Genomic DNA, 25697 nt, shown 5'->3' on the forward strand with positions numbered 1-25697 from the left:
TTGGCTGGAACGGGCTGTCAGCGCGCGGAGCGCTGGCCCGGTGGGTTGTCCTTGAGCTGGCTGGCGCGCAGGTTATGCGGGTCCAGTCGCTGGATCAGCTGCAACTGCGCCTCGGTGGGCGCGGTGGTCACCGGGCAGTGCTCAGGCACATGCAGGGCAAAGCCTGTGTTGTCACACACCTCGTCCAGGCTCACGCCAGGATGCAGAGAGCGCACGCGCACCTGGTGCTCAGGCCCGAGGAAGTCGAGCACGCACAGGTCGGTGACGATCAGGCGGATGTCGATGTCTTCCAGCGACCAGCCACGGGCCAGGCGCGCGGGGTTGTAGCCCACCGAGGCGACCACGTCGCACTCGCCTTCGACGAACACCCGGCGGTTGTGGCTGGGCACATAGAACGAGTTGGCATGACTGATGGAGTTGCCCGGCAGGCCCCGCACGCCCAGCATCTGCGCCTTGGGCTTGTGGTAGTCGCCGCCGATGCAGGAGATGTTGGCCTGGCCGAAGCGGTCGACCTGGATCGGGCCGATCATGGCGTGGCGCTTGCCGCTCCAGACGTTGTCGAAGATGCGCGAGAAGCCCATCCAGCTGTCGCGTTTGGGCACGTAGCCATTGCGCGCACCGACCGGCACGGGCTCGGCGACCATATAGGCTTCCGAGTCGGTCATCATCAGTCGTGGGTTGTTGTCGAGCATGCTCAGGGACGCCGCCAGGCGTGGGATCACGCCGATGCCGGTGGCCAGGACTTCGCCGTCGTCGCGCCAGGCTTGGGCGGCGGCGCAGATCATCAGTTCGGCGAGGCTGTAGGTGCTTGCGGTGGTCATGACGTTCCTCGCTTAGAAAACCGGCAGGGGCAATCGACGGATGGCCTCAAGGCCCCCGCAACGCTCCAGGTACTGGGAGTGGGAACAGGCCACGTACTGATCGACATAGGCCTGCCAGCCCTCTTCGCTCTGCGCCGAGGCGGCGTAGGCCTTGAAGTGCGGCACGTCGAAGCCATACAGCGGCGCGCAGGACGAGGGGTGCGCGCCACCGGGCACGTGGGCCACGGCGGTGGTCAGGTTGCGCTCCCAGAACACCTGGTGCGCACGCGCAGGCTCCGCGTGGAACCACGCGCTGTCGACCCACTCGTCGCAAGTGACATAGGTGCGCGCCGCAGCCCGCACGAACAGATCGTCCATGTAGTGGTCGGGGCCGGCGATCTGGCACACGCCGCGCGCATCGGCGCGGTCCACGTGCACCAGGGCGGCGTCGAGCTTGAGCGCTGGCATCGCGACCCAGTCACGGCCATCGGCGTAGGGCGAGGCGATCAGCTTGATCTCGGGGTTGTGGCGCAACACGTCGGTGCCCAGGCCCACCGCGGTGGGGATGAACGGCACGTTCATGGCGGCGGCACGCAGGCCCAGCAGCAGCATGCCTTCGTCGATCTCCATCACTTCCAGGGCGCCTTCCTGGCGCGCCTTGCGAAAGTACGGCTCGAGTGGGATGAAGTCGAGGGAGACAAAGGCGAACACCAGTTTCTTCACCTTGCCGGCAGCGCACAGCAGGCCGACGTCAGCACCGCCGTAGGCGACGATGGTCAGGTCCTTGAGGTCCGAGCGCAGGATCTCGCGCACCAACGCCATGGGCTTGCGGCGCGGGCCCCAGCCGCCGATGCCGAGGGTCATGCCGTCGCGCAACTGGGCGACCATCTCGGCCGTGGTCATCTGTTTATCCATGGGTGTTGTCCTCATTGGCGGCCGACGCTGAAGTCGTGGCCCCACTGGCTGACCACCGTGCTTTCGAACGGGGTGTGCCGGCTCCAGTCGACCACCAGGCCGTCGCAGCCGTACTCCAGGTCGAAACCGGACGGGGTCTTCATGTAGAAGGAGATCATCTGGTCGTTGGTGTGCTGGCCCAGGGTCGCGGAGAGCTTCACGCCGTTGGCGTGCATGCGGTCCAGGGCGCGGCCCACGTCTTCCAGGCCCGCGACCTCGACCATCATGTGCACGCAACCGCTAGGCACCGGGCATTCGAAGATCGCCAGCGAGTGGTGACGGCCGTTGTTGCAGTGCATGAAGTAAATGCGTTTTTCCGGCTCGGCAGGGCCCGGGGCGAAGCGCACTTTCATCAGGTCCGACAGGCCAAAGCCCATCACCTGCTCGTAGAAATCGCGGCAGCGGTCGAAGGTCGGTGCCGGCAGGACCACATGGCCCATGCCCAGCCCGTCGCTGACGAAACCGCGCACGCCCACCGGGGAGACGAAGCGGGCGAAATCCTGGCGCGGGCCCCAGTACAGCTCGTGGCGGTTGCCATCAGGGTCGGCGAACAGCGCCAGCGCCTGGACCTGGCGCAGCGCAGCTTGCTCAGCGCTGCCCTGCTCCACCGCCACGCCGGCGGCGTGCAGCTCGGCCACGGCCTGGTCGAAGGCGGCCTGGCCGGCTACTTCCCAGCCACAGGCGCCGAAACCATCCTGGGCGCTGCGCTGCACCAGGATGCGGTACGGGCGCTCGTCCATCTTCAGGAACAGACGCTCGCCGCGCTCGTCCTCGACCACCATCATGCCCAGCACTTGGGATGCGTAGTGACGCCACTGCGCCAGGTCGCTGGAACGTACGGTGACGTAACCCAGGCCACGGATATCCATGCACGATCTCCTCGTTTTGTACTTGGCGTATTCAAGCCAGTCAGGGGGTTGGCGGCATCGTCCAATAGGACTACCGGCCCGCAGGCCGCGTGATACCGGCAGAGCAACGGCCTTGCTCGGCGGCGAATGCTTCGCGGGCAAGCCCGCTCCCACTGGTTTGGCGCCATGCGCACCAACAGCACAGAACCTGAGGGAGCGAGTTCACCCGAGAACACCGGCAAGGCCGGTGCCATACCCCGCGCTTGCGCAAATGGGGCTGCGTTGCAGCCCCCCGATGGGCTTACTGCTTGTTGCGAAAATGCGGGATGACCTTCTCGCCGATGTTGCGCAAGGTCTCCAGCTGAGCCCACTGCGGCACGGTGCCCATCTGGCAGATGAACAGGATCTCGTCGGCGCCGGCATCGATCAGGCGCTGCACATAGCCAATGCAGTCCTCGACGGTGCCGTAGGCATGGTTGGGGTTCATCATCGCCATGGTCGGGTCGGAGAAGTCCACGCTCACTTCCTCGGAGGCAAAGCGCGACTTGATCACCGCCTGGCCATTGCCATCGACGTAGGTGTCGTCTTTCCACTTCTGCGGATCCGGACGCTCGCCGCCGCCGTACCAGTAGCCCAGCGACTCCATGAAGTAACGCTGGCCGCGAATACCGATGCGGCGCGCGGTTTCGTTGTCATCCAGCACGATGGCCGGGCACAGCGCAGCGATGTGGCGGTTCGGGCGGAAGCCCACCTGATTGCGCGCCTCACGGTTGTCGAAGGCCTGGTGGTAGACCTCGACCTTCTTGGCGATTTCCTCGGGCCCACCGAAACCCAGCACCAGCGCGCCCATGCCACGGCCGCCGGCGTTTTTCAGCGAGTCGGTGTTGGTGCAGGCCAGGTACATCGGCGGGTGCGGATCCTGGTAAGGCTTGGGGTGGATCGGGCGCTTGGGGATCTTGACGAAGTCGCCGTGGTGCTCGATCTCATCCTGCACGAACATTTTCGGGATCAGGTACATGGCCTCGTCGATCTGCGGCTGCAGGGTCGCCAGGTCATAGCCGAAGGTGCCGGCCTCCTGCTGGGTGCCGCCCTTGCCCACGCCAAAATGCACACGGCCTTTGGACAGCAGGTCCAGGGTGGCGATGCGCTCGGCCACCTTGACCGGGTGGTTCATCGCCGGCGGCAGGCACACCACGCCGTGGCCGATGCCGATGCGCTCGGTCTTGCCGGCCACGAAGGCGAGCATGGTTTCCGGCGCGGACATGTGCGAGTAGTTGGTCAGCGCAGTGTGCTCCACGCACCAGAAGGTGTCGAAGCCCAGCTTGTCGGCCAGCACCGCCTGCTCGACGGTGTCATCGAAGATCTTGCGGTCACCCTCGCGGCTGGCATCGATCGTCTGGGCTTCGTATATCAACGAGAATTTCATGTGCGTTCCTTGTTGTTCTGTTGACGTTGGCCGGCAACGCCGGCCTTGGTCACATCCTCTGGCATCGCGGGTGGGCTCGAATCCCTAAAACGGACTAGCCGGTTTCGGTGAGCGCCCGGCGGTTCAGAGGAAGAAGTCGGTAGTGTCCTGGCCCATGCTCACGCCGCCGAGGTTCCAGGCGTACTTGGCCGGGCTGTTGGCGACGTGGGCGCGACCTGTGTGGATGTCGCGGAACGCACGGTTGATCGGGTGGCCACGGAAAATGGTCGATGCACCGCTGTTGAACATCATCTGTGCCGCCGCCTTGGCGCAGCGGTCGGCCACCAGGGCCGAGTCGTAGCGCATCTTCACCCGCGCCTGCATCCCAAGCGCGGTGCCGGCGCAGGCATGGTCGAGCATCACCTCGAAGTTGCGCAGCAGCACGGTGCGGCACTCATCGACGCAGACCATGGCATCGGCCAGGGCGCTCTGGGCGGCCGGGTCCTGGAGCATCTTGCGGCCATCGTTGACCGCCACCCGCGCCTTGTTGTGGGCGATGAAGTGATCGACCGCGCCCTGCAACGCACCGATCGCCGAGGACGACACCGCGCGCACGAAGATCTGCCCGAACGGCAGGCGGTACAGCGGCGAGGTGTTGACCGCATTGCCCGGGCTGTCTTGCATGAAGCCATCGACGGCGCGGTGGGTGCGGTACTCGGGCACGAAGGCGTCCTCGACCAGCACGTCATGGGAGCCGGTGGCCTCCAGGCCCATCACGTTCCAGTTGTCGAGGATCTGGTAATCGCTGCGCGGCACCAGGAAGGTGCGGTAGTCCGGCGCGCCGCCCGGCTCAGCCGGCGGCACCATGGCCCCAAGGAACGCCCACTGACAATGCTTGCTGCCGGAAGAGAACCCCCAACGCCCACTCAGACGGAAGCCCCCTTCGACCCGCTGGACCTTGCCCACCGGCATGTAGGACGAGGAGATCAGCACGGAGGTGTCCTGCCCCCAGACATCCTGCGCGGCGCGGTCATCGAACAGCGCCAGCTGCCAGTTGTGGATGGCCACCACGCCCAGCACCCAGGCTGACGACATGCACCCCTCGGCCAGGGTCATCTGCACCTCGAAGAAGTCCTTGGGTTCGAGCTCCAGGCCCTGCCAGCGGGCCGGTTGGAGAATGCGGAAGAAGCCTGCCTCGTGGAAGTCAGCGAGGGTCTGTTCCGGCAGGCGGCCCATCTGCGCGGCCTGCTCGGCACGTTCACGCAGCACCGGCACCAGTTCACGGGCGCGCTGGCGCAACTGTTGGCGTACGAGGTCTTGATTCATCTTGTTGTTCTCCTCTGATCGCCCCGATCCCCGGAGCGTGCGAGAGAGGCGTTGGGCCTCCACCGTGGCCATTGCAACAAGGTCAATCGCGCGCGACATCCCTCAAACGGACCATGTGGGGTGCGCATTGACTAGTCCCCTCGGACGATGTTGCCCCTTGCAGTCGTTGGAAGAATTCATCCCACTGAGACAGCCAACCCGAGGGCGTGCGATGAACGACAACAACAATTTGAAAGCCGACATGCTCCAGGCCATGCGCCGCCTGGCCAAGTCCGTGACCATCATCAGCACCAGCGACGGCAGCCAGCGCTTCGCCATGGCCGCCACTGCGGTGGATTCGCTGAGCACCGAGCCGCCATCGCTGCTGATCTGCGTCAACCAGAGCGCCTCACCTCACGCCGCGCTGGCCGCCGGTGCCAGCTTCTGCGTGAACATCCTGGGCCTGGAGCAGCAGCACCTGGCACACCTGTGCAGCGGCAGCATCAAGGGCGAGGCGCGCTTCGGCCAAGGTGAGTGGCTGACCAGCGACGAAGGCATCCCGTACCTGGCCGACGCCCAGTCATCGATCCTCTGCCGCCAGGATGGCCAGTTCGCCTACGGCACCCACACGGTCTTCATCGGTCGCATCCTGCGCATCCACACCACCCCGACCATCACCCCGCTGGTGTACCTGGACGGCCACTACACCACCACTGCCAAGCCTGCGCCCCTCGCGGCCAGTGTCGGCTGAGGCGCGGCCATGGCGAAGCACGCGGTGACAGCACCGCTGCGCGTCGACAACGCCGAGCAACTGCACTGGCAGCAGCGCGCCGACCTGGTGGTGGTCGGCTTCGGCGGCGCCGGTGCCAGTGCCGCCATCGAGGCCGCCAGTCGCGGCCTTTCGGTGTTGGTACTGGAGCGCTTCGCCGGCGGCGGCGCCACGGCCCTGAGCGGTGGCGTGGTCTATGCCGGCGGCGGTACGCCCCAGCAGTTGCAAGCGGGCTACCCGGACAGCAGCGAGGCGATGTTCAACTACTTGCGCAAGGAGGTAGGCGATGCGGTCAGCGAACAGACCCTGCGCACTTTTTGCGAAGGCAGCCGGGAGCAACTGGCCTGGCTGGAGCGCCAGGGCGCGGTGTTCGAGGGCAGCATGGCCCCACACAAGACTTCCTATCCCAGCGACCGCTACTACCTCTATTACTCGGGCAACGAGGCGGTGCCAGCCTATGCCGTTGATGCCGCCGCCGCGCCCCGCGGGCACCGCACCAAAGGCACAGGCATGTCCGGTTCGGCGCTGTTCCGTGCCCTGGCCGACAGCGCCCGGCGCCGTGGCGTGCAGGTGCGCACCCAGTGCCAGGTGCGGCGTTTGGTGATCGACCGTGACAACCAGGTGATCGGCGTTGAAGCCTGGCAATTGCCCGCCGGCAGCCGCGCGGCACGCAGCCATGCGCGATTGGCGCGCTGGGCCGCCGCCGTGCACATGTACGTGCCGGCGTTGTCCGCCAGGCTGCGGGCGCGCATGCAGCGCCTCGAGCAACGCCATGCCCGGCCGGTGCGGGTCCGTGCCGATCATGGTGTAGTGCTGGCCAGCGGCGGTTTCGTGTTCAACCGCCAGCTGTTGGGAGAGTATGCGCCGCGCTACCTCGATGGCCTGCCCCTGGGCAGCAGCGGCTGTGACGGCAGCGGCATCGACCTGGGGCGTAGCGTGGGCGCCAGCCTTGGGCGCATGGACAAAGTCAGCGCCTGGCGCTTCATCAATCCACCGCGGGCTTGGGCGCGCGGATTGATCGTCAACGCCCGGGGCGAGCGCTACTGCAACGAAGAACTCTACGGCGCCACCCTGGGCCATGCCATGGTCGAGGAACACGACGGCCGTGCACTTTTGATCCTCGACCGCACCTTGCGCAACCAGGCCCTGGCGCAGGTCGGGCCAGGCAAGGTGTGGTCGTTCCAGCGTTTGCCGGTGCTGCTCAACCTGCTGTTCAACTGCCGCCGAGGCAACACGCTGGAGCAGTTGGCCGACCGCTGCCGGTTGCCCGCCGACACCCTGCGCCGCAGCGTGGAGACCTACAACCTGGCGGCCCGTGGCGAGACCACCGACCCGCTGGGCAAGTCCGCCTCGATGCTGCATGACTTGGGCCAGGGCCCCTGGTATTGCCTAGATCTGTCCTACGACAGCCGCCTTTACCCCTGCCCGACCCTGACCTTGGGCGGACTGCGGGTGTGCGAGCAAAGCGGCCGGGTGCTCGACCAGCAAGGCGCCCCCATCGCCGGGCTGTACGGCGCCGGCCGCTGCGCCGTGGGCGTTGCGTCGAACCTGTATGTCTCGGGCCTGTCCCTGGCCGATTGTGTCTTTTCTGGCCGGCGCGCCGCGGCCCATGTGGCCGAGCTTGCCGCAAGCCAACGTGCCTCTGAAGGAGAACACCCATGCAACGCGCAACTGACCCGTGGCCGCTGACATGAACATCCAGGCCACCCCAGACCAGACCCAGGCCAGCCCGGCGCCTGCCAGCACGCTGCGCCTGCAGGTGAGCGCGGTGATCGACGAGACCGCCGATGCCCGCTCGCTGGTGTTCGACGTCCCGCAGGCACTGCGCGAACGCTTTGCCTACAAACCCGGGCAGTTCCTGAGCTTTCGGGTGACCGTGGACGGCAAGCGCCTGACCCGTTGCTACTCGATGTCCAGCTCGCCGTGGACCGATGCACAGCCCCAGGTGACCATCAAGCGCGTCGAAGGCGGGCGAGTGTCGAACTGGATGAACCAGCACGTGCAGGCCGGCGACTGGCTCGACGTGCTGCCGCCGGCCGGGCACTTCTGTCTCGACCAGCGCCAGGCGGCCGACGCCAGCCGGCCCTTGGTGCTGTTTGGCGGCGGCTCCGGCATCACCCCGGTATTCTCCTTGCTCAAGGCGGTGCTGCACAGCGGCCAGCGCCCGGTGCTGCTGGTGTATGCCAACCGTGACGAGGCGTCGGTGATCTTCCGCGATCAATTGCGCCTGCTCACCCGGGCCCACCCGGAGCAATTGCAGGTGGTGCACGTGCTGGACTCGGTGCAAGGCTTTCTCGATGCCGCCCAGGTACGCCAGCTGGTGCGCCATTGGCGTGGCGCGGACTACTTCATCTGCGGGCCAGGGCCGTTCATGGACACCGTGGAAACCACCCTGCTGGCCTTGGGCGAAGCACGCGACAGCATCCATGTGGAGCGTTTCGTCTCGCCGCCCGACCCGGACAGCCAAGGCGCCGCACAGGCCCCGGTGCCACTTGACGGCACCGGCTGCGAGCTGCTGCTGGTGGAGCTGGACGGTGTGACCCACCAGATCGTGCCGCGCCCGGGCGAAACCCTGCTGCAGAGCTGTCGTTCGGCGGGGCTGGATGTGCCGTACTCGTGCGAGGAAGGGTTCTGCGGGGCCTGCATGTGCACCGTCGAGGAAGGCCAGTCGCAGCTGACCCGCAACGATGTGCTCAGCCAGGCGGAGCTTGCGGCCGGGTGGACCTTGGCGTGCCAGGGGCATCCGCAGGGCGCGCGGGTGCGATTGAAGTTTCCTGCCTAAGGCTTTCGAGGTCGCCCTGGCCAATTCGCGGGTTTACCCGCGAAAAAGCCAGTCCCCCCTAGTCTCTACAGACGATCCCACCCGCCCCCGCAACAGGTAGACTCGCCACAGCAGCAGCTTCACAACAATAAAAGACAGAGGTTCGAATATGGCTCGTTTGCAAAACAAGGTCGCGGTGGTCACCGGGGGCGCGTCGGGCATTGGCCTGGCCTGCGTGCGTCGCTTCAGCGCCGAGGGCGCCCAGGTGGTCGGGCTGGATGTCGGCCAGGCGCCAGCGGACTTCCCGGGCCTGTTCATGACCCTGGATGTCCGCGACGAAACCCAGGTGCAGCAGGTGATGGCCGAGGTCGTCCAGCGTTTCGGCCATATCGATGTGTTGGTCAACGCCGCCGGCGTCGCCAGCCAAGGCAGCGTCACCAGCGCCAGCACCGCCGACTGGCAGCGGGTCCTGGACATCAACCTGACCGGCAGCATGCTCACCAGCAAGCATGTGCTGGGGCAGATGCAGGCCCAGCGCAGCGGCTCGATCATCAACATCGGCTCGATCTTCGGCCTGCAGGGCTGCGACGGCAACGTCGCCTACAACGTCTCCAAGGGCGGCATCAACCAGCTGACCCGCAGCATGGCCATCGACTATGGCTACGCCAATATCCGCGTCAACGGCCTGTGCCCAGGCCTGATCGAAACGCCGATGACCAGCATGGTCCGCGAGAACCAGGCGTTCCATGATTTCTTCGCCTCGCAGCACATGCTCAGCCGCCCCGGGCAGCCGGAAGAAGTGGCCAATGTCGCGCTGTTTTTGGCCAGCGACGAGGCGTCCTTCGTCAGCGGGCAGATGATCGCCGTGGACGGTGGTTTCTCCGCCGGCCGCCGCTTCGCCCCGCCCAGCGCCTGACCGACCCGGCCGGGCCTGGCGCCCGGCCTTTCCCTTCGTCTATCGATCCTCTGCCTGAGTAGGCCACATGCCGTCCGTGGAAAACGCCCAGACCTTCCCGCAACTGTTCGCCCTGGCCGCCGAGGCCTACGGCGAGCGCCCGGCCATCGAAGACGCCGGCGATCCCATCAGCTACCAGCGCCTGGACCAGTTGCGCCGCCAGGCCGCGCGTGCCTTGCTGGCCCTGGACGTGCCGGTGGCGGCGCGGGTGGCAGTGTGGGCTCCGAACCTTTGGGAGTGGATCGTCGCGGCCGCCGCCCTGCACAGCGTCGGCGCCACCCTGGTGCCGCTGAACACCCGCATGAAAGGCGCCGAGGCTGCGCAGGTGCTGCACGACAGCGGCACCTGTGTGCTGTTCTGCATCAGCCGTTTTCTCGACACCGACTACCCTGCCCTGTTGGCCGACCAGACCTTGCCCACGCTGCGCCAGGTGATCCACCTGCGCCCTGAGGGCGATGTCGGCCAAGGCCTGGCCTGGGAGGACTTTCTCGCCCTCGCCGAGCAGGTGCCCGACGCCTGTTTGAGCGAACGCGAACGACAGGTCACGGCCGACACCTTGTCGGACCTGCTCTTCACTTCCGGCACCTCGGGCAAGCCCAAGGGCGTGATGAGCTGCCATGGCCAGAACTTGCGCGTGGTGCGTGACTGGAGCGCAATCGTCGGTCTGCAGGCGGGCGATCGCTACCTGATCGTCAACCCGTTCTTCCATTCCTTTGGCTACAAGGCCGGCTGGGTCGCAGCGCTGATGCGCGGCTGCACCCTGCTGCCGCAGCAGGTGTTCGACACCCAGGCGCTGCTTGAATGTATCCAGCGCGAGCGCATCAACGTGCTGCCCGGGCCGCCCACGTTGTACCAGTCATTGCTGGCCCACCCCGAGCGCCAGGCGTATGACCTGGGCAGCCTGCGCATTGCCGTGACGGGCGCGGCGTCGATCCCGGTGCAGATGATCCGGCGCATGGCCAGCGAGCTGGGCTTTGCCACCATCGTCACCGCCTACGGCCTGACCGAGGCCTGTGGCTTCGTCACTATCTGCCGGGCCGGCGACAGCGCCGAGCGGGTCGCCACCACCTGTGGCCGGGCGATGCCTGATGTCGAGGTGTGCTGCGTCGATCCCCAAGGCCAGCCGGTGCCGGCCAATCAGCCGGGCGAGGTGCTGGTGCGCGGCTACAACCTGATGCGCGGCTACCTGGACGATCCGAGGGCCACCGACGAGACGATCGACGCCCAGGGCTGGCTGCATACCGGCGATGTGGGGGTGCTCGATGACGAGGGCTATCTGCGCATTACCGATCGCTTGAAGGACATGTTCATCACCGGTGGTTTCAACGTGTACCCGGCGGAGATCGAACAGACTCTGGTGCGTTATCCCGGTGTGGCCCAGGCGGCGGTGATCGGCATTGCCGACGAGCGTCTGGGCGAGGTCGCCATGGCCTTCCTGCTGCCGGTGCCGGGGCAGCGGATCGACGAATCAGCGTTCTTGGCCTGGTGCCGGGTTCAGATGGCCAATTACAAGGTGCCACGGCGGGTCCAGGTGCTGGACAACATGCCGCTCAATGCCACCGGCAAGGTGGCCAAGCAGGTGTTGCGCGCTTGGGTCGCGGAGCCTGTTTGAGAACCACGGGGGCGCGTTGCGCCCCATCGCTCCGCTGACGCCCACAGCTACCGTGCTGCTCAGCAGGGCGAGATTCGGTAGCGCTGGCGGAGCCTGCGATGGGCCGCAACGCGGCCCCGGGGTTCAGATGACCCGCGCGGGATGCTGCTGGCGGGGCTCGCCCAACATGGCGCGGTGCGACGGAGGCTGGCGGCCGTCAGCTTCGGTGATGCCGTAGCGTGGGGCGACCTCGGCGCTGATGAGGGTCTGGCCGCTGTAGTCGGCCAATTGCGGGTCATTGAGCAAGGCATGGATCAGGCGCCCGTTGAACTGCGGCGTCTCGGCGTTCTCCAGGAACGCACGGTACTGCTCACCATGCTGCTCCCCGGCAATGCGCGTGCGTTCGGTCAGCTGCGGCCCGAGCCACAGCGAGACCGCCGCCACGCCACGGCCTTCGAAGTCGATGGCCATGTCCGCCGCGAACTTGTCGCAACCGGCCTTCTGCGCGCCATACGCCGGCCCGTGCATGTAGCAACCGGCCCCGAAGGACGAGGTGAAGCACACCAACGCACGCCCGCTGCGCAGTAGCAAAGGGGCCGCGTGATAGCTGGCGACATAGGCCGAGCGCAAGCCGACGTCGAGGATGCGCACCAGCGACAGCGGTTTTTCCCAGAACGGGCCCGGCTCGATCAGCTGGTCATGGATATGGGCAACGTTGTTGACCAGCAGATCCAGCTGGCCGCATTCGCGCTCGATGCGTTCGAACAGCGCCCGCACCTGCTCATCGTCGCCATGGTCACAGGCCAGGGCGATACCCCGTCCGCCCGCCGCGTCGATGGCATCGGCCGTGCCCTGCAGGTCACCCTCCAGGGCCTGGCCATAGAGCGTCGAGCCGCCCTGCCCGGCCATCCGCCCTGTGACGTACACGGTCATGCCCGCCTCACCCAGTGCCTTGGCAATACCGCGCCCGACACCGCGACTGGCGCCTGTGACCAACGCTACCTGTGGCCTTTCGTTGTGCATGCTTACCTCCCAGTGGTGGCCAGGGTCGGTTGACCCTGGTTGTGTTCGCTATGGGCATGGATATGGTTGGCCGCCAGGTAACCGAAGGTCATGGCCGGGCCAAGGGTGGCACCGGCGCCGGGATAGGTGCGGCCCATCATCGAAGCGGCGCTGTTGCCGATGGCGTACAGCCCCAGGATCGGCCCGCCATCCTGGTGCAGCACCTGGGCGTGCGTATTGGTGAGCAAACCGCCCTTGGTGCCGATGTCGCCGGCATCCACCCGCACGGCGTAGAACGGCCCCTTGGTCAGCGGTGCAAGGCATGGGTTGGGCTGCACGCCGGGGTCGCCGTAGTAGCGGTCGAACAGCGACTCGCCCTTGCCGAAATCGTCGTCGCGGCCCTGGGCGGCCATGGCGTTGAAGCGCTGTACAGTGCGGCCCAGGCCGGTGGCATCGACGCCGATCTGCGCCGCCAGCGTGCCCAGGTCATCGGCCTTGTGCAGCACCTGGCGCAGATGCGCCGGCAATCGCCAGTCCGGCTGGGCATAGCCGGGCAGCAACGGGCCACAGGGGTACTTGCGCCGGAACTGGGCGTCGAAGACCATCCAGCACGGCACGCTGGTGGCGCCTTCGCGGTTGTTCGCGTACATGGCGTAGACAATGTCGCTGTAGGGCGCACCTTCGTTGACGAAGCGCTCACCGGCCGAGTTGACCAGGATGCAGCCAGGCAGGTTGCGCTCGACGAACAGCGCGCGCTGCTTCTCCTCGCCCGCCACCTGCACGGTCGGCGCCCACCAGCTGTGTTCCATCAGGGCCGTGCGTGCGCCAACGGCCACGGCCGCGCGAATGCCATCACCTGTGTTGTGCGGCGGTGTGGCGCTCCAACCGGCATTGGACGGTTGCGGGTGATACTGCTCGCGCATCGCCTGGTTCCGCTCGAAACCGCCGGCGGCGATGATCACCCCTTGCCGGGCCTTGATGTTCAGCCATTGCCCGTCGCGCAGCACTCGGGCGCCGCCGATGCGCTCGCCGACGATCAACAACTGATCGAGCCGGCAATCGAGCCACAGTGGCACGCCTCGGTCGAGCAACGAGCAGCGCAAGGCGCCCACCAAGGCGTTGCCCAGGGTCAGGTAGCGGTCGCGGCGCGACAGCCTGCGGCCCTTGCGGTCGCGCCAGTAGCGCCACAGCACCTTGGCGGTCAGGCCCATCCAGCCTTTGCCTCGGCACAGCAAGACCCGCGCTTCCTTCATGGTCATGGCCATGCGCCCCATCATCAACGTACCGGGGGATGGTGCGCGCATCCGCAGGAATTCATCACCCAGCTGCGCGGCGTCGAACGGCAACGGGTCCATGGAACGGTAGCCGGGCTTGCCGCCCGGCACTTCGGGGTAGTAGTCGGTGTAGTGGGCCTGGGCTTCGAAGCGCACGCGGGTGTCGCGCTCCAGGTACTGGACCATGGACCGGGCATGCTCGACGTAGGCCTCGATGCGCCCGTCGTCGACCTCGCCTTGCGTCACGGCCTTGAGGTACGCCACCGCCTCGGCGGCCGAGTCCGCCCCACCCAGCGCGGCCACGCGGTGGTTGTCGGGGATCCAGATCCCCCCGCCGGACACCGCCGAGGTGCCGCCGTACTGCTCGCTCTTCTCGATCACCAGGGTATCGAGCCCCAGGTCATGGGCTCGCAACGCGGCGGTCAGGCCGCCCGCACCCGAACCGATCACCAGTACATCGCAACATTCGTCCCACCTGATCATGCACGCACCTCCTCGGGGCAGACGCCTCCAAAGCCCGCGCCGGAAAAGGAAGAACGCGGCCGGGGCCAAGGGCTCGCTCGATTGTCTGGCGCGGTGCATGACCGGACATCGTCCGATGGGACTAGCGGGTCACCACCGATTGCGCGTAGTCCACTTGGACGATGTTGGTCCAAGGGTCCGGTCCCATAGTCGGCCCTGCTTCACCTCCCAAAACCGGAACGTCGGTCGGGCAGGCATGCCCGCGCATGAGGACGACAATGATAAAAACAACAATCGCCCCCCAACCCCTTAACACGTACGTGCGTCTGTCCCTGTTGCTGCTGGCCGGGGGCCTCGGCCAGCAGGCCAGTGCCTTGACCTTCCAGCCCAGCGATGACCTGAGCATCGATTGGGACACGACGTTGTCCTACAGCCTTGCCTGGCGTACCGAGAAGCGTGACCACAAGCTGGTGAACAACGCCGACGGCAACGACGGCGACAACGCCTTCGACCGCGGCAGCCTGATCACCGACCGGGTGGGTTTCCTCACCGAAGCCAACCTGCGCTGGCAGGAAAACTACGGCCTGTTCATGCGCGCCTCGGGCTTCTACGACAAGGCCTACGACCAGAGCAACGACAACGACACCGGTACCTCCAACTGCTTCGCCAGCGGTGTGTGCAGCAAACCGAACCAGTTCCCCAAGGACACCGTCGACCAGCACCGCGACGACCTGCGCCTGCTCGATGCCTATGCCTACGGCACCTGGGACATGGCCGGGCACAACCTCAACCTGCGCGTGGGCGACCAAGTGGTGAGCTGGGGTGAAAGCCTGTTCTACCCAGGCGTCTCGGGCGCACAGAGCCCGGTGGATGCCACCAAGGCGACTACCCCCGGCGTCGAGGTGAAGGAAGTGCTGCTGCCGGTCGGCCAGGTGTTCGGCCAGTTCAGCCTAACCGACGACCTGGATGTGGAAGCCTACTACCAGTACAAGTGGGAAAAGACACAGTTGTTCGGCGTCGGCAGCTACTTCTCCACCACCGACTTCATCGACCGTGGCGGCTACAGCGACGCCAGCGGCTTCGTCAAGCGCCTGCCCGACGACGAGCCCAGTGACAGCGGCCAGTACGGCCTGGCCCTGCGCTACAGCGCAGCGTCGCTGAACAACACCGAGTTCGGCCTGTACTACGTGCGCTACCACGACAAGACCCCGACGCTGGACTTCCAGAGTGACCTGGGCTTCTACCGTGCGCGCTACTTCGACAACATCGACCTGTACGGCGCAAGCTTCGCCACCGTGCTCGGCGATACCAGCCTGGCCGGCGAAGTCAGCTACCGCGACGGCCAACCGGTGATGGTCGACAACGGTTTCTCCAGCGCGGTACGCGCCGAGACCTTGCAGGCCCAGGTGTCGGCCATCCACGTGTTCGGCCCCAATGCCTTCTCCGATAACACCACCCTGACCGGTGAGCTGGTCTACAACACCGTGCTCAACAACGACAAGTCCGACCCGCTGACCCTGGCCCCTGGCTTCTCGCTGCCGGGCACCGACTCGCTGGTCGGCGATCGCGATGCCTGGGGTTACACGGTGCAAGTCAACTTCGACTACAACGACGTGTTCAGTGGCTGGGACATGTCGGTGCCGATCAACTTCAGCACCGCCGCCCAGCACGACAGCGCCCTGACCGGCTCGATCAACTACGGCCAAGGCGACGACCGCGCCAGCATCGGTACCACCTGGCGCTACCTCGGCAACTTCACTGTCGAGGCCCTCTACAGCGCCTACCTGGGCAATGCCAACAACTCGCCCTGGGCCGACCGCGACAACGTTGCCCTCAACTTCAAATACCGGTTCTGAAGCCCCCGACGGAGGATCATCGACATGTCCAATCTCAAGCATCCCTGGATACGCACCACCCTCGCCGTCGCCCTGCTCGGCAGCAGCCTGGCCCTGCAGGCCAACGTCAGCGGCACCAGTGCCGCATCCCTGGGCAAGGACCTGACGCCCATGGGCGCCGAGCGCGCCGGCAACGCCGACGGCAGCATCCCGGCCTGGACCGGCAAATGGCGCGGCGCACCGCCCCAGGTGAAATTCGCCGGCCCCGGCACCCCCTACCCGGATCCCTATGCCGACGAAAAGCCGCTGTTCGTCATCACCGCGCAGAACATGGACCAGTACGCGGCCAACCTCTCTGACGGCCAGAAAGCGTTGTTCAAGCGTTATCCCGACACCTTCAAGATGCCGGTCTACCCCAGCCACCGGGATTTTCGCGTCGATCCGGACACCGAGGCGGCCATCAGCCGCAACGCCGCCAGCGCCAAGCTCAGCAGCGACGGCAACGACGCCCTGGACGCCTTCGGTGCCTCGCCGTTCCCGGTGCCGAAGAACGGCAACGAGCTGATTCTCAACCACACCATGCAGGCCCGTGCGATCACCGAGGAGGCCAACTACAACCAGGTGGTGGTCTACGCCGATAACAACCGCGTGCTGGAGAAGGTCAACTACAAGATCTACTCGCTGTGGTCCGACCCCAAGCAGAATGCGCAAAGCACCAACGGTGTGTTCACCGACTTCCTGCTCACCACCCTGGAGCCTGTGCGCAAGAAAGGTGAGATCGTCGTCGGTCACGAGTTCATCAACGCCGCCGCCCAGCCGCGCCAGGCCTGGCAGTACACCCCTGGCCAGCGCCGCGTGCGCCGTGCGCCGACCGTGGGCTATGACTCCCCGACCGGTGCCGGTGGTTTCCGCGTGTACGACGAGGACCGCCTGTTCAACGGTGCCACCGACCGTTACGACTGGAAGATCGTCGGCAAGAAAGAGATCTACATCCCGTACAACAACTACAAGATCGACAGCCCGCAAGTCAGCCAGGCCGATATCATCAACGCCGCCGGTCACATCAACCCTGACCTGATGCGCTACGAGAAGCATCGCGTCTGGGTCTTGCAGGCCACCCTCAAACCGAGCGCGCGTCACATCTATGCCAAGCGTACCTTCTACATCGACGAGGACAGCTGGGCTGCCATCCTGGCCGACAACTACGATGCCCGTGGCCAGCTGTGGCGCACCAACATGCAGACCTCGGTGTATGCCTATGACATCCAGCGCTTCCATGCCCGTCTGGGCCTGTACCACGACCTGATCGCCGGGTCCTACATGGTCGACCGCCTGCTCGACGGCCAGACCCCGGCCAAGCTCAACGCCAGCAACTTCGGCGCTGACGAATTCACGCCAGGCAACCTGCGCAAGCTCGGCACCCGCTAAGCAGCGACCACCTCAAAGCCCCGTGTCGAAAGACCCGGGGCTTTTTGTTTTGCCTTGTGCTTTTGGGGTGGGAGGGATCAGCCGGGGTAGCAGGCGGCCAGGCGCTGGGCGAGTGCTGGCAGTTGTGCGGGGCTCAGGCGATTGATGCCCGCGGCACGCACCCGGCCGCCCCCGCTGGGGAACTGCCGGCAAAAGGCATCGGCGGACCAAAGCGCACCGTCCGGCACGCGCAGGCTGAACATCCAGTCGCCATCAGGCTTGGCGCTGAGCAGCCCCACGGCACGTCCAGGCGCGGCAGCGGCCAGGTCGTTGGCCAGCACACCGCTGACTCGCCGCGCCCAGGCCTGTTCCGGCAAGCGGAACAGGCGCATGCCCGGCCCTTCGCACCACGGCGAAAGCCCCGCGGCGGCGGCCATGTCCGCGGCGTAACCGGCCCGCAGCACGGCAAAGCTTGCGCTGTGCTGCACGAAATCCAGCGGGTCGGCATAGGGCAACAGCTCGGCGGCCAGGGCCAGCGGATCGAAGTGCAAATCGGCCACGCTGTCGCCATAAGCGTTGTAATTGAGCAATTCGCCCAACTGCGCCAGGGCCGTCAGCTCAGGTGCGCCCAGACCATGGCGTTGCGCCAGGGCCCGTGCCGGCCCGGCCATGCCATCGCCAAAGGCCGCCACCACCGCCCAGCGGTGGGCCTTGCCTTGCAGCCAGGTGTCGACCAGCAGGCTGGTACACACGTGCGCCGCCGTGTCGATGTGCGCATCGAAGGCCGGATGCTGGGGCAGTTCCCCGGCAAAGTGATGGTCGAAGTAGCGCACCTGGGCGCCGTCGGCCAGCAAACGCTGGACGTCTTCGCGGTTCTGCTCGTGACCGATGTCCAGCACCGTCACCCGCTCGCCGGGGCGGGCCTTGACCCGGCCCAGCAATGCAATGTCGCGCTTGACCCCGCTGACCAGTTGCACGTTTGGGTCGAGTTCGCCCGCCAGGCGCAACTGCTGCAGGGCACACAGGCCATCGGCGTCGCCGTTGAAAGCGCAATGATCGATCATGACCGCCCCCTTCACTACATCACTTCGCCGCCATTGGCGTCGAGCTGCGCGCCGTTGATTGCGCTGGAATAGTCCGAGGCCAGAAACAGCGCCGCCCGGGCGCATTCATCATCGGTGCGCATACGCCCGCCGGGGATGCCCGCGCTGAACTCGGCCTTGACCTGCGCCTCGCTGATCCCGCGGGCCTCGGCACTCTGACGGACCACCGCCTGCACCGGCGCCCCCCACATCCAGCCGCAGGCCAGGGCATTGACGCGGATGCCATACCCGGCCTGCTCGCAGGCCAGGTACCGCACGCTGGCGGCCAGGGCCGCCTTGGACGCCGAGTAAGCCGCGCCGCCCGGGTAAGGCTTGCGCACACCGAGCGTATTGATCATCACGATCGCCCCTGCGCCCTGCTCGCGCATCGCCGGCAGCACGGCCCGGGACATGTTCAGCGAGCCCAGCAGGTTGACCTCAAGCGCCTCGCGCAGCGGCGCGTTGTCGGCCTCTTCCACGGCCTGGAAACCGCCGTGGGAGAACGCGCTGTTGACCAAGGCATCGATGCGCCCGAAGGCCTGCAGGGTGGCTTCGGCAAACCGGGTGCAGGCCTCGGGCTGGGTGATGTCGGTGGGCACGCACAGCACGTCGCAAGCGTGGCCCAGGGCGAGAATGCGGGCGCGGGCGTCGGCCAGCCGCTCGGCGCTGCGAGCCCCGATGGCCAGGGCGCGCGCACCTTCGCGCGCGGCCTCCAGGGCCAGCTTGATACCCAGGCCCGGGCCGATGCCGGAGATCATCACGACTTTGTCGTTCAACAGCATGGAGTGTTCCTTCTTCTGGTTGTGAGGGTGTCAGGCACGGGCGCGCAGGTGGCGGCTGCGGTATTGGGCATAGTCGCGCTGCAAGATGGCCTCGGTAAGGCCGAAGCGCTCGGGGGTGTAGTGGTGGCTGGCGCGCTTCTCGCGGCCGTTGTCGGCCAGCCAACGCACGATGGCTTCGCGCACCGCGTCGCTCAGGTCCAGGCCGGCGAACGCGTAGATACGCTCGACCACCGCCAATGGCTGGCCAAGGGTGTCTTCGAAATGCACATCCAGCACACGCCCTGCGGGCAGCAGCTCGCGCACGGCCATGGCATGACGAAGGGCACGGGCCATGCGGCGGTTCCACTGCTCGCCGACGGCCTCGGCATCGGCCTGGTCGCTGTACAGCTGCCACAGGGTATGGATGAAGCTCGCCAGCGACGGGATGGTGCTGGCAGGCTCGCGGTGAGTGAGGATCACCTGTGCGCCTGGGAAGACCTTGATCAACAGCTCCAGGGTATGCAGGTGCTGGGGGCTCTTGAGCAGCCAGCGACGGCCCGGTGCGATACCGCGCAAGCCCTGCTGCCATTGCAGGAACTGCAAGCAACGCTTGAGGTAGTGGTAGACCTCGGTCTGGTCCTGGCGATCGAGCCAGGCGGTGTAGCTGGGCACATTGACGTAGGAGTCCATGGCGCAGAGGAAGCTGTGCTCCATCAACATGAACTCTTCATCGGCCTGCTCGGCATCGAGGGGGTGGATGGCCAGCAACTGCGGCAGGTGCTCGACCATTGCCGCGACCTCTGCGCGGGCGCGCTGGATGCGCGCCTCGGGCTGGGCCGGGTCTTCGCCGGGCAGGGGCGCCAAATAGCGGGTTTCCCACCAATGGGCCTTGCTGAACTGCGGATCGACCGCCAGGGTGCGCTGCAACAAGGTGGTGCCGGTGCGCGGCAGGCCGACGATCACCAGCGGGTCGTCGACAGGTTGCGCCAGGATTTCGGGGAAGCGCTTGCAGTGCTCCTCCACCACCAAACGGTTGGCCAGTTGCGCCACCAACTTTTCGCGCAGCATGCCGCGCCCGGCGGACGACAACCGGGCCTCCAGCTCCAGCGCCTGAGCCAGCACTGCCAGGGCCTCTCGGTAGTTACCGGGGCCGAAATCCTGCAGGCCGCCGGTCCGGGCGCTGGCGTCGGCCAGCAGGCGGTCTGGGGCGAATTCACTGTTGATCATCGGACGAGCTCCTCAAGGGCATGCAACTTCACGACGCGGGTGCTGGGGTGAACATGGGATTTCGCGCCGACCCAGCGCAGGCACAGGGTGCCGTGGGGGTGACCGGCGGTGTGCAGCCAGTTGGCCAAGCCCGGGTCACGGGCGCTGAGCACCATGCGCAGGCCACCGTTGTCGTCCAACTGGGCCGAGTGTTTGTTCAGGCAGATGCGGTGGTAGCGGTAGTCCAGGGATTCCATCCAGTAGTTGTTGATCTGCAGGTTCCAGAAATCGCACGCCGGTACGTGGTCGACCTCGATCAGCAACGCCTCGTCGTCAGCCAGCGCCCAGTACGAGTGGTAGTAGAAGATGTTCGGGTCGCCCCCCACCGACTGGCACAGCGCCTGGTCGGCCGGCGGCAGCTCATTGGTGTGGGCCTGGTAGCCCTGGGCCCAGTCGGCGAACAGCCGTGCGGTGTTTTCCACGAACGAGGCGGCGCGCTGCAGGCCTTGCTGCAGGAAGGCAGGGTCCAGCGGCGCGGGCACCTGGTCGGCGTCCAGGCGCTCGATGTGCAGCCGTGCAGGCTGCTCGGTGGCGCGGTCGAGGAAGGTCTGGCGCACGATCAGCGCGTTACTCTCCGGCTCCAGGCGCAACCAGTTGCCGCTGGCCTGCGGGTACTGGCTGAGGATGATTTCGAAGTTGCCCTGGGCATCGAGCTCAAGCTGGCTGGCGTCGATGAAGCCGGTCTGGATCATCTTGCCGTCGGTCTCGTAGCCGCCTTTTTGTGTGCCGAAGCTCAAGTAGGCGACACTGCCGCGCTGGCCGCTGACGCGGTAGCGCTGGGCGCCATTGAGGCGGGCGTAGCGGTACAGGTTGTCGGGGTTGTCGGCGCCGATCTTGGCGGTTTCATGGGAGGGTGTGATGAAGCCTGGGAAGTCCGGGTCGGCGAACTCCAGGTGCATCTCCAGGGCGATGCGCAGCAGGCGCGTGAGGTAGCGAAAGCCTTCGGCGCGGGTCTGCGCATCGGCCGGCGCCTCGGCGCGCAGGATCTGCTCGCCGCTGCGCCTTAGCTGTTCGCAGAACCGGTTCCAGGTTTCACCGCTGCACACCTGCTGCTCGGTTGGGTCGTTAACCATGAGGGTCTCCTTGGGGGGCGGAATGCCGCGGGTTGGGAGACCATAGGAATTGCGACCCTCGGAGTACTACGTCCGAGCGGACTAAAGCGCTCTGTGCAGTGCGGTCAATACAACGGTTTATTTCTTGGATGCTGGGTAATAAAAACTTTTAGATATTTCATGCATTTTTTTATTTTGTTGCACCCCCTTCAAATATTCATGCCTGGAGGGAAACACCACGTTCCAGCCTGCCGCCAAATACTGCTTATCATTTGGATTAGCCCCAATGATGCTCCCATCCGGACTAACGCTAATGGCAATAAAGTGGTTTTTCCCTCCCGCCTCAACCTTATAGATTGGGCGGGCCGAGTCGCGTCCATGTGCCTTGCCTTGCTGACCCACGATCTCTCCCTCAGTGAGGGCTTTCATGATGATCGACTGTATTTCTACATCTTTAGTGAACCCGACGGCTTCAAAATCACCGTAATGATTTTCTCTGATGTGCCTCCACCCCTCCCCCTTTGACTTGTCTCCTTTTTTGTCTTTATCCGTTCCATGAATCGCCCCTGGTTTCGTAGACACCTCCAAGCCTCATAATGAGGCCCAAATAGGAGGTGCCATGAGTCGTCAGCGTTACCCCGAAGAATTCAAGATCGAAGCGGTCAAGCAAGTGACCGAGAAATTCTCGGTCACTTGCTTGACCGCTTCGATCTTGAATTCTTCGGGGTAACGCTGACGACTCATGGCACCTCCTATTTGGGCCTCATTATGAGGCTTGGAGGTGTCTACGAAACCAGGGGCGATTCATGAAGTGGACGAGCTGCGGGAGCTATTCAGTAATCAGGGAAACCCGGATTTGACTCGTTTGCTGAGGGTTCTGCAAATCTTGGAGGTCAAGCTTTCGGCAGTTCCATGTTCGAGCTGACTGGCTATCCGAGAAGTTTCCGAATCGGAAACTGGTTAATGTACTTTGCTACTTTTCAGAATTTTCGTCAGGCTTGCCGAGGAAATTCATGAAAACATTTGCAGCGGCAAAAGCGTCTTTATCGGAATTGGATACTCGCTTACTCTGTCGAGGGTGATGCCTCTCGGCAAATCAGGCTCGTCACCGCGATGGCTGGCAGACGGTTCCCCAATCACCAGCTTGTTGCGTAACCAGCCAGTAAAACTGCCATCCCCTGGCCGCTTTCCCTTCCTTTCTAAAAAGCCAGGAGTCGATTCAGTCACAAGCGATTTCAGAAAAGAGGTTCCCATGAAAAACGAAAAGACGACGGTTGATCTTGCCCAGCAGCCGTGGACACGGGTTTAAGCACACATCCTGGCCTCGAAGGCCTCTGGGCTGATGTGCCCCAGCGTGCTGTGTCGCCGCTGGCGGTTGTAATCGGTTTCGACGTATTCAAACACGGTTTCACGCATCTGGGCGCGGCTCGTGAAGCGCTCGCCGTGGATGCACTCGACCTTCAGGCTGTGGAAGAAGCTCTCTGCACAGGCATTGTCGTAGCAGTTGCCTTTGGCGCTCATGCTGCATCGCAAGTGATGGGCGCGGATCAGCTCCTGGTAAGCCGCTGAGCAGTACTGGCTGCCGCGGTCGCTATGCACGATCACGTCATTAGGCTGCCTGCGTCGCCACAGCGCCATGTGCAAGGCATCGCAAACCAAGTCGGCCGTCATGCGTTCGTTCATGGCCCAGCCGATCACCATCCGTGAATACAGATCGATGACCACTGCCAGATACAGCCAGCCTTCCTCCGTATGCAGGTAGGTGATGTCACCCACCCATTTCTGATTTGGCGCAGATGCCTTGAAATCCTGCTTGAGCAAGTTCTCTGCCACTGGCAGGGAGTGCTGAGAATTGGTCGTGGCCTTGAACTTCTTGGCGGCCTTGGCACGCAGTCCTTGCCGTTGCATCGAGGCGGCTACCGTCTTGCGATTGCAGGGTAGCTCCTGCTTGGTCGCCTCGTCCAATCCACTGTCAAAGTGAACCAGCTGGGTCAGTCCGGTCAGTTGCCACCAAGCCGAAGAAATCCCCTCATTGCGGTCTGCCCCACTAGGCAGCGCCAAAGCCCCGGTCAATTCCACCAGGTGTTGCTTGGCCGATTCGATAAGAGCCTGCTGCAGGCGCGCATAGCGTTCATCAGACACTTTCAGTCTCCTCGGTTGCTGATTTCTGCTCGGCATCGAGCGCGGCGACAACGGTGCAATGGTCAAGCGACACAGCGCCTGACAAACCATCCACGAAGATGACGGCCTGGCCGCACATCACCCACGCGTTGCCCCTTGTTTCGGCGCGGTGTGTTTCACCCTGGCCGTATATTTCGGCGTAGCTGACCAGGGCACTATGCTTGTAGGTGCTGTTCCAGTCGTGGCATTGGGCCTTGGCGTGCAGCTCTTGTTGTTCAAAGCTCATGGTGGTTGGCTTCGGCATCGGGCTTTCCTTGCGTGTTAGGTGAATTGAATGAAGAAATAACCCGCCTCGGCGCCTTGCGGTGCTTTTCGGGCCTGCTTATCAAGAATGAGGTGGCCAATGCCGTCCTCAAAGATGCCTTCGTACCGTGGCCCAATGTCCTCAAGCTCTGAGGCGTTTAGCTGTAGCAGCCACATATAGCGAGAGCTGGGTTCATAAATCGGGTCCTGCAGAAAAGCAGGTCGGCCTGTCACCTTGCTGATTTCCAGGCCGAAATCATCGTCCTCCAGCTCGGCATCTTCCTCTGCCTCGGTGAATTCTTCCTTGCGGATGAACACACGGTCGAGAATGAAGGCTGACTCTGGTGGTGGCAGCTCATGATCTGTGAGGGTGTGAAGAATCACCCTGGCGTATCCACTATCCCGGGCAGTTTGCAGCTCTGATTGCTGATGCACGGTGTATCGCCGCATGGTCGACAAGTTGAAGCCGTTGGCCTTCCGGTTCGGCGCAATGAACACGGTCATGGCCATGCCAGGTGGCAAGAACCGGACGGGCAACAGTGCCTCGGTCAAGGTACAGAGCGGCGTGAGGGGAACGTTTGTATCCGGCGTAACCGGCCACAGTGCTGGATCTATGAGCTAGGGGTAGCTCATGAAGGGGGGGTAGCTCATAGGGTGAGCTAACCTAGCTCATGGATAATGAGCTAGGGGTAGCTCATAGATTGTGAGCGACGGTCGCTCACGGATGATGATCGGGGGTTCGTGCATACAGTGAGCGAGGTGCAAGCCTGCAGGCCGCGAATTTCAAGGGTCGGCAAGTCATCGTTCTTATGATCTCCTAACCCCAGCTGCATTTGCCTTGGCTGTTAGGGCCTCAAAGTCGCCTGCCGGCGGCGGCCAGCCGTGAATGGCTGACAGACTCCGGCTGCGCCTGCGCTAGTCACCCATTCCCGCCCGGCTCGACTGACAGCTCATCACGAATACGCATCACGGTGGTGGTTGAACAGTCCGCGTGCCTGGCGGTAGCGCGGATCCCGAGGTTCGCGCCCAGTAGCTCGCGCACCCGCTTGCGTAGATCCTCGTCCACTGGCCTGCCCTTGTACACACCAGCTGCTTTAGCTTTGGCGATGCCCTGGCTCTGCCGCTCCCGCCGCTGCTGATAATCCTTGCGGGCAATTGCCGCCATCATGTCGATCATCATGTAGTTGATGGCCGACAGCATCCGGTCGGTGAATTCATCGTTGGTGGGCAAGGTCATGCCCTGGTGACTGGTTGGAAGGTCGATAGCGACGATACGCAGTCCCCGCTGATCAATCGCGCCCTTAAGTTCCCGCCAATCCTGATCACCCATGCGCGATAGTCGATCAATACTCTCCACCAGCAACACATCGCCTCGCTTGGCGTCTTTCAGCAAACGGATCAGTTCGGGTCGGTTGGCGTGCGAACCGCTAGCGTTCTCCATGTAGCTGGCAGCGATAGCCAGGCCGAAGCCAGTAACGAAGGTTTCCAGTTGGTCGCGGGCGCGACTTGCATCCTGGTCTTCTGTCGATGCTCGTAGATATGCGCGGATGAACATAGTGTTACCGTATCAGTTTGAGTGTACTCAAATCATTGTATCAGTATGGGCGTATTTTAAATCACCGCACCTGAATTATTGGAGCGGTCACAGCTGTGACATTTGGGGTATACCCAATTGTGACGATATGGTTTCCCGGTCCCCGAAGTGACGAATGCTATGGTTGGGCGCGTGGATAGCCGCATAGCC

Annotated in this window: 22 protein-coding genes and 1 pseudogene; 7 read left to right on the top strand and 16 right to left on the bottom strand. The window is 64.6% G+C overall.

Annotated features, from left to right (window positions below):
* Window positions 1–17 precede the first annotated feature (17 nt).
* From R6G97_RS23725 to R6G97_RS23745, 5 genes are all read right to left on the bottom strand, one after another.
* A complete protein-coding gene (locus R6G97_RS23725) occupies window positions 18–821 on the bottom strand; it encodes a CoA-transferase subunit beta (RefSeq protein ID WP_317847602.1) in 804 nt (267 codons plus the stop codon).
* 12 nt (window positions 822–833) lie between these two features.
* The gene (locus tag R6G97_RS23730; RefSeq protein ID WP_043214650.1) at window positions 834–1715 is read right to left on the bottom strand and encodes a CoA transferase subunit A; all 882 of its coding nucleotides are present in this window, start codon (window positions 1713–1715) and stop codon (window positions 834–836) included.
* 11 nt (window positions 1716–1726) lie between these two features.
* On the bottom strand, window positions 1727–2623 hold the full coding sequence (locus R6G97_RS23735; RefSeq protein WP_317847603.1) for a VOC family protein: 897 nt from the start codon (window positions 2621–2623) through the stop codon (window positions 1727–1729).
* Between the two features lie 280 nt (window positions 2624–2903).
* Window positions 2904–4028 carry an LLM class flavin-dependent oxidoreductase gene (locus tag R6G97_RS23740; protein WP_043214646.1) on the bottom strand — a complete coding sequence of 375 codons (1125 nt, stop codon included), beginning with the start codon at window positions 4026–4028 and terminating at the stop codon, window positions 2904–2906.
* A gap of 123 nt (window positions 4029–4151) precedes the next feature.
* On the bottom strand, window positions 4152–5333 hold the full coding sequence (locus tag R6G97_RS23745; RefSeq protein WP_317847604.1) for an acyl-CoA dehydrogenase family protein: 1182 nt from the start codon (window positions 5331–5333) through the stop codon (window positions 4152–4154).
* A 211-nt stretch (window positions 5334–5544) separates the two neighbouring features.
* Between R6G97_RS23745 and R6G97_RS23750 the strand changes: the two genes are divergently transcribed.
* The 5 genes from R6G97_RS23750 to R6G97_RS23770 all read left to right on the top strand — a co-directional run bounded on the left by R6G97_RS23750 (window position 5545) and on the right by R6G97_RS23770 (window position 11409).
* Window positions 5545–6063: a flavin reductase family protein gene (locus R6G97_RS23750; RefSeq protein ID WP_043214641.1), complete on the top strand. Its 519-nt coding sequence runs from the start codon at window positions 5545–5547 to the stop codon at window positions 6061–6063.
* A gap of 9 nt (window positions 6064–6072) precedes the next feature.
* The gene (locus tag R6G97_RS23755) at window positions 6073–7770 is read left to right on the top strand and encodes an FAD-binding protein (RefSeq protein WP_317847605.1); all 1698 of its coding nucleotides are present in this window, start codon (window positions 6073–6075) and stop codon (window positions 7768–7770) included.
* Window position 7771: 1 nt separating this feature from the next.
* A complete protein-coding gene (locus tag R6G97_RS23760; protein ID WP_052352513.1) occupies window positions 7772–8863 on the top strand; it encodes a ferredoxin--NADP reductase in 1092 nt (363 codons plus the stop codon).
* 148 nt (window positions 8864–9011) lie between these two features.
* Window positions 9012–9758 (top strand): SDR family NAD(P)-dependent oxidoreductase, encoded by a 747-nt coding sequence (locus R6G97_RS23765; RefSeq protein ID WP_043215143.1) that lies wholly within the window; start codon window positions 9012–9014, stop codon window positions 9756–9758.
* 67 nt (window positions 9759–9825) lie between these two features.
* Entirely contained in the window at window positions 9826–11409 is a 1584-nt protein-coding gene (locus tag R6G97_RS23770; RefSeq protein WP_317847606.1) for a FadD3 family acyl-CoA ligase, read from the top strand.
* A 123-nt stretch (window positions 11410–11532) separates the two neighbouring features.
* Here the strand turns inward: R6G97_RS23770 and R6G97_RS23775 are convergent, their stop codons facing one another.
* The gene (locus tag R6G97_RS23775; protein WP_317847607.1) at window positions 11533–12411 is read right to left on the bottom strand and encodes an SDR family NAD(P)-dependent oxidoreductase; all 879 of its coding nucleotides are present in this window, start codon (window positions 12409–12411) and stop codon (window positions 11533–11535) included.
* A 2-nt stretch (window positions 12412–12413) separates the two neighbouring features.
* Entirely contained in the window at window positions 12414–14147 is a 1734-nt protein-coding gene (locus R6G97_RS23780) for an FAD-dependent oxidoreductase (RefSeq protein ID WP_317847608.1), read from the bottom strand.
* 299 nt (window positions 14148–14446) lie between these two features.
* Between R6G97_RS23780 and R6G97_RS23785 the strand changes: the two genes are divergently transcribed.
* Both R6G97_RS23785 and R6G97_RS23790 read left to right on the top strand, forming a co-directional pair.
* Entirely contained in the window at window positions 14447–15982 is a 1536-nt protein-coding gene (locus R6G97_RS23785; RefSeq protein ID WP_317847609.1) for a DUF1302 domain-containing protein, read from the top strand.
* A gap of 24 nt (window positions 15983–16006) precedes the next feature.
* The gene (locus R6G97_RS23790; protein WP_043215152.1) at window positions 16007–17389 is read left to right on the top strand and encodes a DUF1329 domain-containing protein; all 1383 of its coding nucleotides are present in this window, start codon (window positions 16007–16009) and stop codon (window positions 17387–17389) included.
* Between the two features lie 77 nt (window positions 17390–17466).
* Here R6G97_RS23790 and R6G97_RS23795 read toward each other — a convergent pair whose 3' ends face one another.
* The 9 genes and pseudogenes from R6G97_RS23795 to R6G97_RS23835 form a co-directional block, all read right to left on the bottom strand.
* Window positions 17467–18432, bottom strand: a complete 966-nt coding sequence (locus R6G97_RS23795) for a hypothetical protein (protein ID WP_043215155.1) — start codon at window positions 18430–18432, stop codon at window positions 17467–17469.
* 14 nt (window positions 18433–18446) lie between these two features.
* Window positions 18447–19232 (bottom strand): SDR family oxidoreductase, encoded by a 786-nt coding sequence (locus tag R6G97_RS23800; RefSeq protein WP_090345679.1) that lies wholly within the window; start codon window positions 19230–19232, stop codon window positions 18447–18449.
* A 30-nt stretch (window positions 19233–19262) separates the two neighbouring features.
* Complete coding sequence (locus R6G97_RS23805) at window positions 19263–20438, bottom strand: sulfotransferase family protein (protein ID WP_317847610.1); 1176 nt, start codon at window positions 20436–20438, stop codon at window positions 19263–19265.
* Window positions 20435–21550, bottom strand: coding sequence for a DUF1214 domain-containing protein (locus R6G97_RS23810; protein WP_317847611.1), 1116 nt, complete (start codon window positions 21548–21550; stop codon window positions 20435–20437). The genes R6G97_RS23805 and R6G97_RS23810 overlap by 4 nt, the downstream gene beginning before the upstream one ends.
* Window positions 21551–21667: 117 nt before the next feature.
* Window positions 21668–22111 (bottom strand): hypothetical protein, encoded by a 444-nt coding sequence (locus R6G97_RS23815; protein ID WP_317847612.1) that lies wholly within the window; start codon window positions 22109–22111, stop codon window positions 21668–21670.
* Window positions 22112–22834: 723 nt separating this feature from the next.
* A pseudogene (locus tag R6G97_RS23820) lies at window positions 22835–23470 on the bottom strand (IS3 family transposase); the annotation flags it as partial.
* A gap of 193 nt (window positions 23471–23663) precedes the next feature.
* The gene (locus R6G97_RS23825) at window positions 23664–23954 is read right to left on the bottom strand and encodes a hypothetical protein (protein WP_317847613.1); all 291 of its coding nucleotides are present in this window, start codon (window positions 23952–23954) and stop codon (window positions 23664–23666) included.
* A 17-nt stretch (window positions 23955–23971) separates the two neighbouring features.
* A complete protein-coding gene (locus tag R6G97_RS23830; RefSeq protein ID WP_289717880.1) occupies window positions 23972–24457 on the bottom strand; it encodes a hypothetical protein in 486 nt (161 codons plus the stop codon).
* A gap of 415 nt (window positions 24458–24872) precedes the next feature.
* On the bottom strand, window positions 24873–25508 hold the full coding sequence (locus R6G97_RS23835) for a recombinase family protein (RefSeq protein ID WP_047306864.1): 636 nt from the start codon (window positions 25506–25508) through the stop codon (window positions 24873–24875).
* Between the last annotated feature and the right edge of the window lie 189 nt (window positions 25509–25697).

Origin of the sequence: Pseudomonas sp. HTZ2, from assembly GCF_033173945.1 — a bacterium.
GTDB lineage: Bacteria > Pseudomonadota > Gammaproteobacteria > Pseudomonadales > Pseudomonadaceae > Aquipseudomonas > Aquipseudomonas guariconensis.

What these genes read in the sequence shown, in the direction of transcription:
- R6G97_RS23725 (WP_317847602.1), bottom strand. Translation starts at nt 821, where the DNA reads ATGACCACCGCAAGCACCTACAGCCTCGCCGAACTGATGATCTGCGCC.
- R6G97_RS23730 (WP_043214650.1), bottom strand. Translation starts at nt 1,715, where the DNA reads ATGGATAAACAGATGACCACGGCCGAGATGGTCGCCCAGTTGCGCGAC.
- R6G97_RS23735 (WP_317847603.1), bottom strand. Translation starts at nt 2,623, where the DNA reads ATGGATATCCGTGGCCTGGGTTACGTCACCGTACGTTCCAGCGACCTG.
- R6G97_RS23740 (WP_043214646.1), bottom strand. Translation starts at nt 4,028, where the DNA reads ATGAAATTCTCGTTGATATACGAAGCCCAGACGATCGATGCCAGCCGC.
- R6G97_RS23745 (WP_317847604.1), bottom strand. Translation starts at nt 5,333, where the DNA reads ATGAATCAAGACCTCGTACGCCAACAGTTGCGCCAGCGCGCCCGTGAA.
- R6G97_RS23750 (WP_043214641.1), top strand. Translation starts at nt 5,545, where the DNA reads ATGAACGACAACAACAATTTGAAAGCCGACATGCTCCAGGCCATGCGC.
- R6G97_RS23755 (WP_317847605.1), top strand. Translation starts at nt 6,073, where the DNA reads ATGGCGAAGCACGCGGTGACAGCACCGCTGCGCGTCGACAACGCCGAG.
- R6G97_RS23760 (WP_052352513.1), top strand. Translation starts at nt 7,772, where the DNA reads ATGAACATCCAGGCCACCCCAGACCAGACCCAGGCCAGCCCGGCGCCT.
- R6G97_RS23765 (WP_043215143.1), top strand. Translation starts at nt 9,012, where the DNA reads ATGGCTCGTTTGCAAAACAAGGTCGCGGTGGTCACCGGGGGCGCGTCG.
- R6G97_RS23770 (WP_317847606.1), top strand. Translation starts at nt 9,826, where the DNA reads ATGCCGTCCGTGGAAAACGCCCAGACCTTCCCGCAACTGTTCGCCCTG.
- R6G97_RS23775 (WP_317847607.1), bottom strand. Translation starts at nt 12,411, where the DNA reads ATGCACAACGAAAGGCCACAGGTAGCGTTGGTCACAGGCGCCAGTCGC.
- R6G97_RS23780 (WP_317847608.1), bottom strand. Translation starts at nt 14,147, where the DNA reads ATGATCAGGTGGGACGAATGTTGCGATGTACTGGTGATCGGTTCGGGT.
- R6G97_RS23790 (WP_043215152.1), top strand. Translation starts at nt 16,007, where the DNA reads ATGTCCAATCTCAAGCATCCCTGGATACGCACCACCCTCGCCGTCGCC.
- R6G97_RS23795 (WP_043215155.1), bottom strand. Translation starts at nt 18,432, where the DNA reads ATGATCGATCATTGCGCTTTCAACGGCGACGCCGATGGCCTGTGTGCC.
- R6G97_RS23800 (WP_090345679.1), bottom strand. Translation starts at nt 19,232, where the DNA reads ATGCTGTTGAACGACAAAGTCGTGATGATCTCCGGCATCGGCCCGGGC.
- R6G97_RS23805 (WP_317847610.1), bottom strand. Translation starts at nt 20,438, where the DNA reads ATGATCAACAGTGAATTCGCCCCAGACCGCCTGCTGGCCGACGCCAGC.
- R6G97_RS23810 (WP_317847611.1), bottom strand. Translation starts at nt 21,550, where the DNA reads ATGGTTAACGACCCAACCGAGCAGCAGGTGTGCAGCGGTGAAACCTGG.
- R6G97_RS23825 (WP_317847613.1), bottom strand. Translation starts at nt 23,954, where the DNA reads ATGCCGAAGCCAACCACCATGAGCTTTGAACAACAAGAGCTGCACGCC.
- R6G97_RS23830 (WP_289717880.1), bottom strand. Translation starts at nt 24,457, where the DNA reads ATGACCGTGTTCATTGCGCCGAACCGGAAGGCCAACGGCTTCAACTTG.
- R6G97_RS23835 (WP_047306864.1), bottom strand. Translation starts at nt 25,508, where the DNA reads ATGTTCATCCGCGCATATCTACGAGCATCGACAGAAGACCAGGATGCA.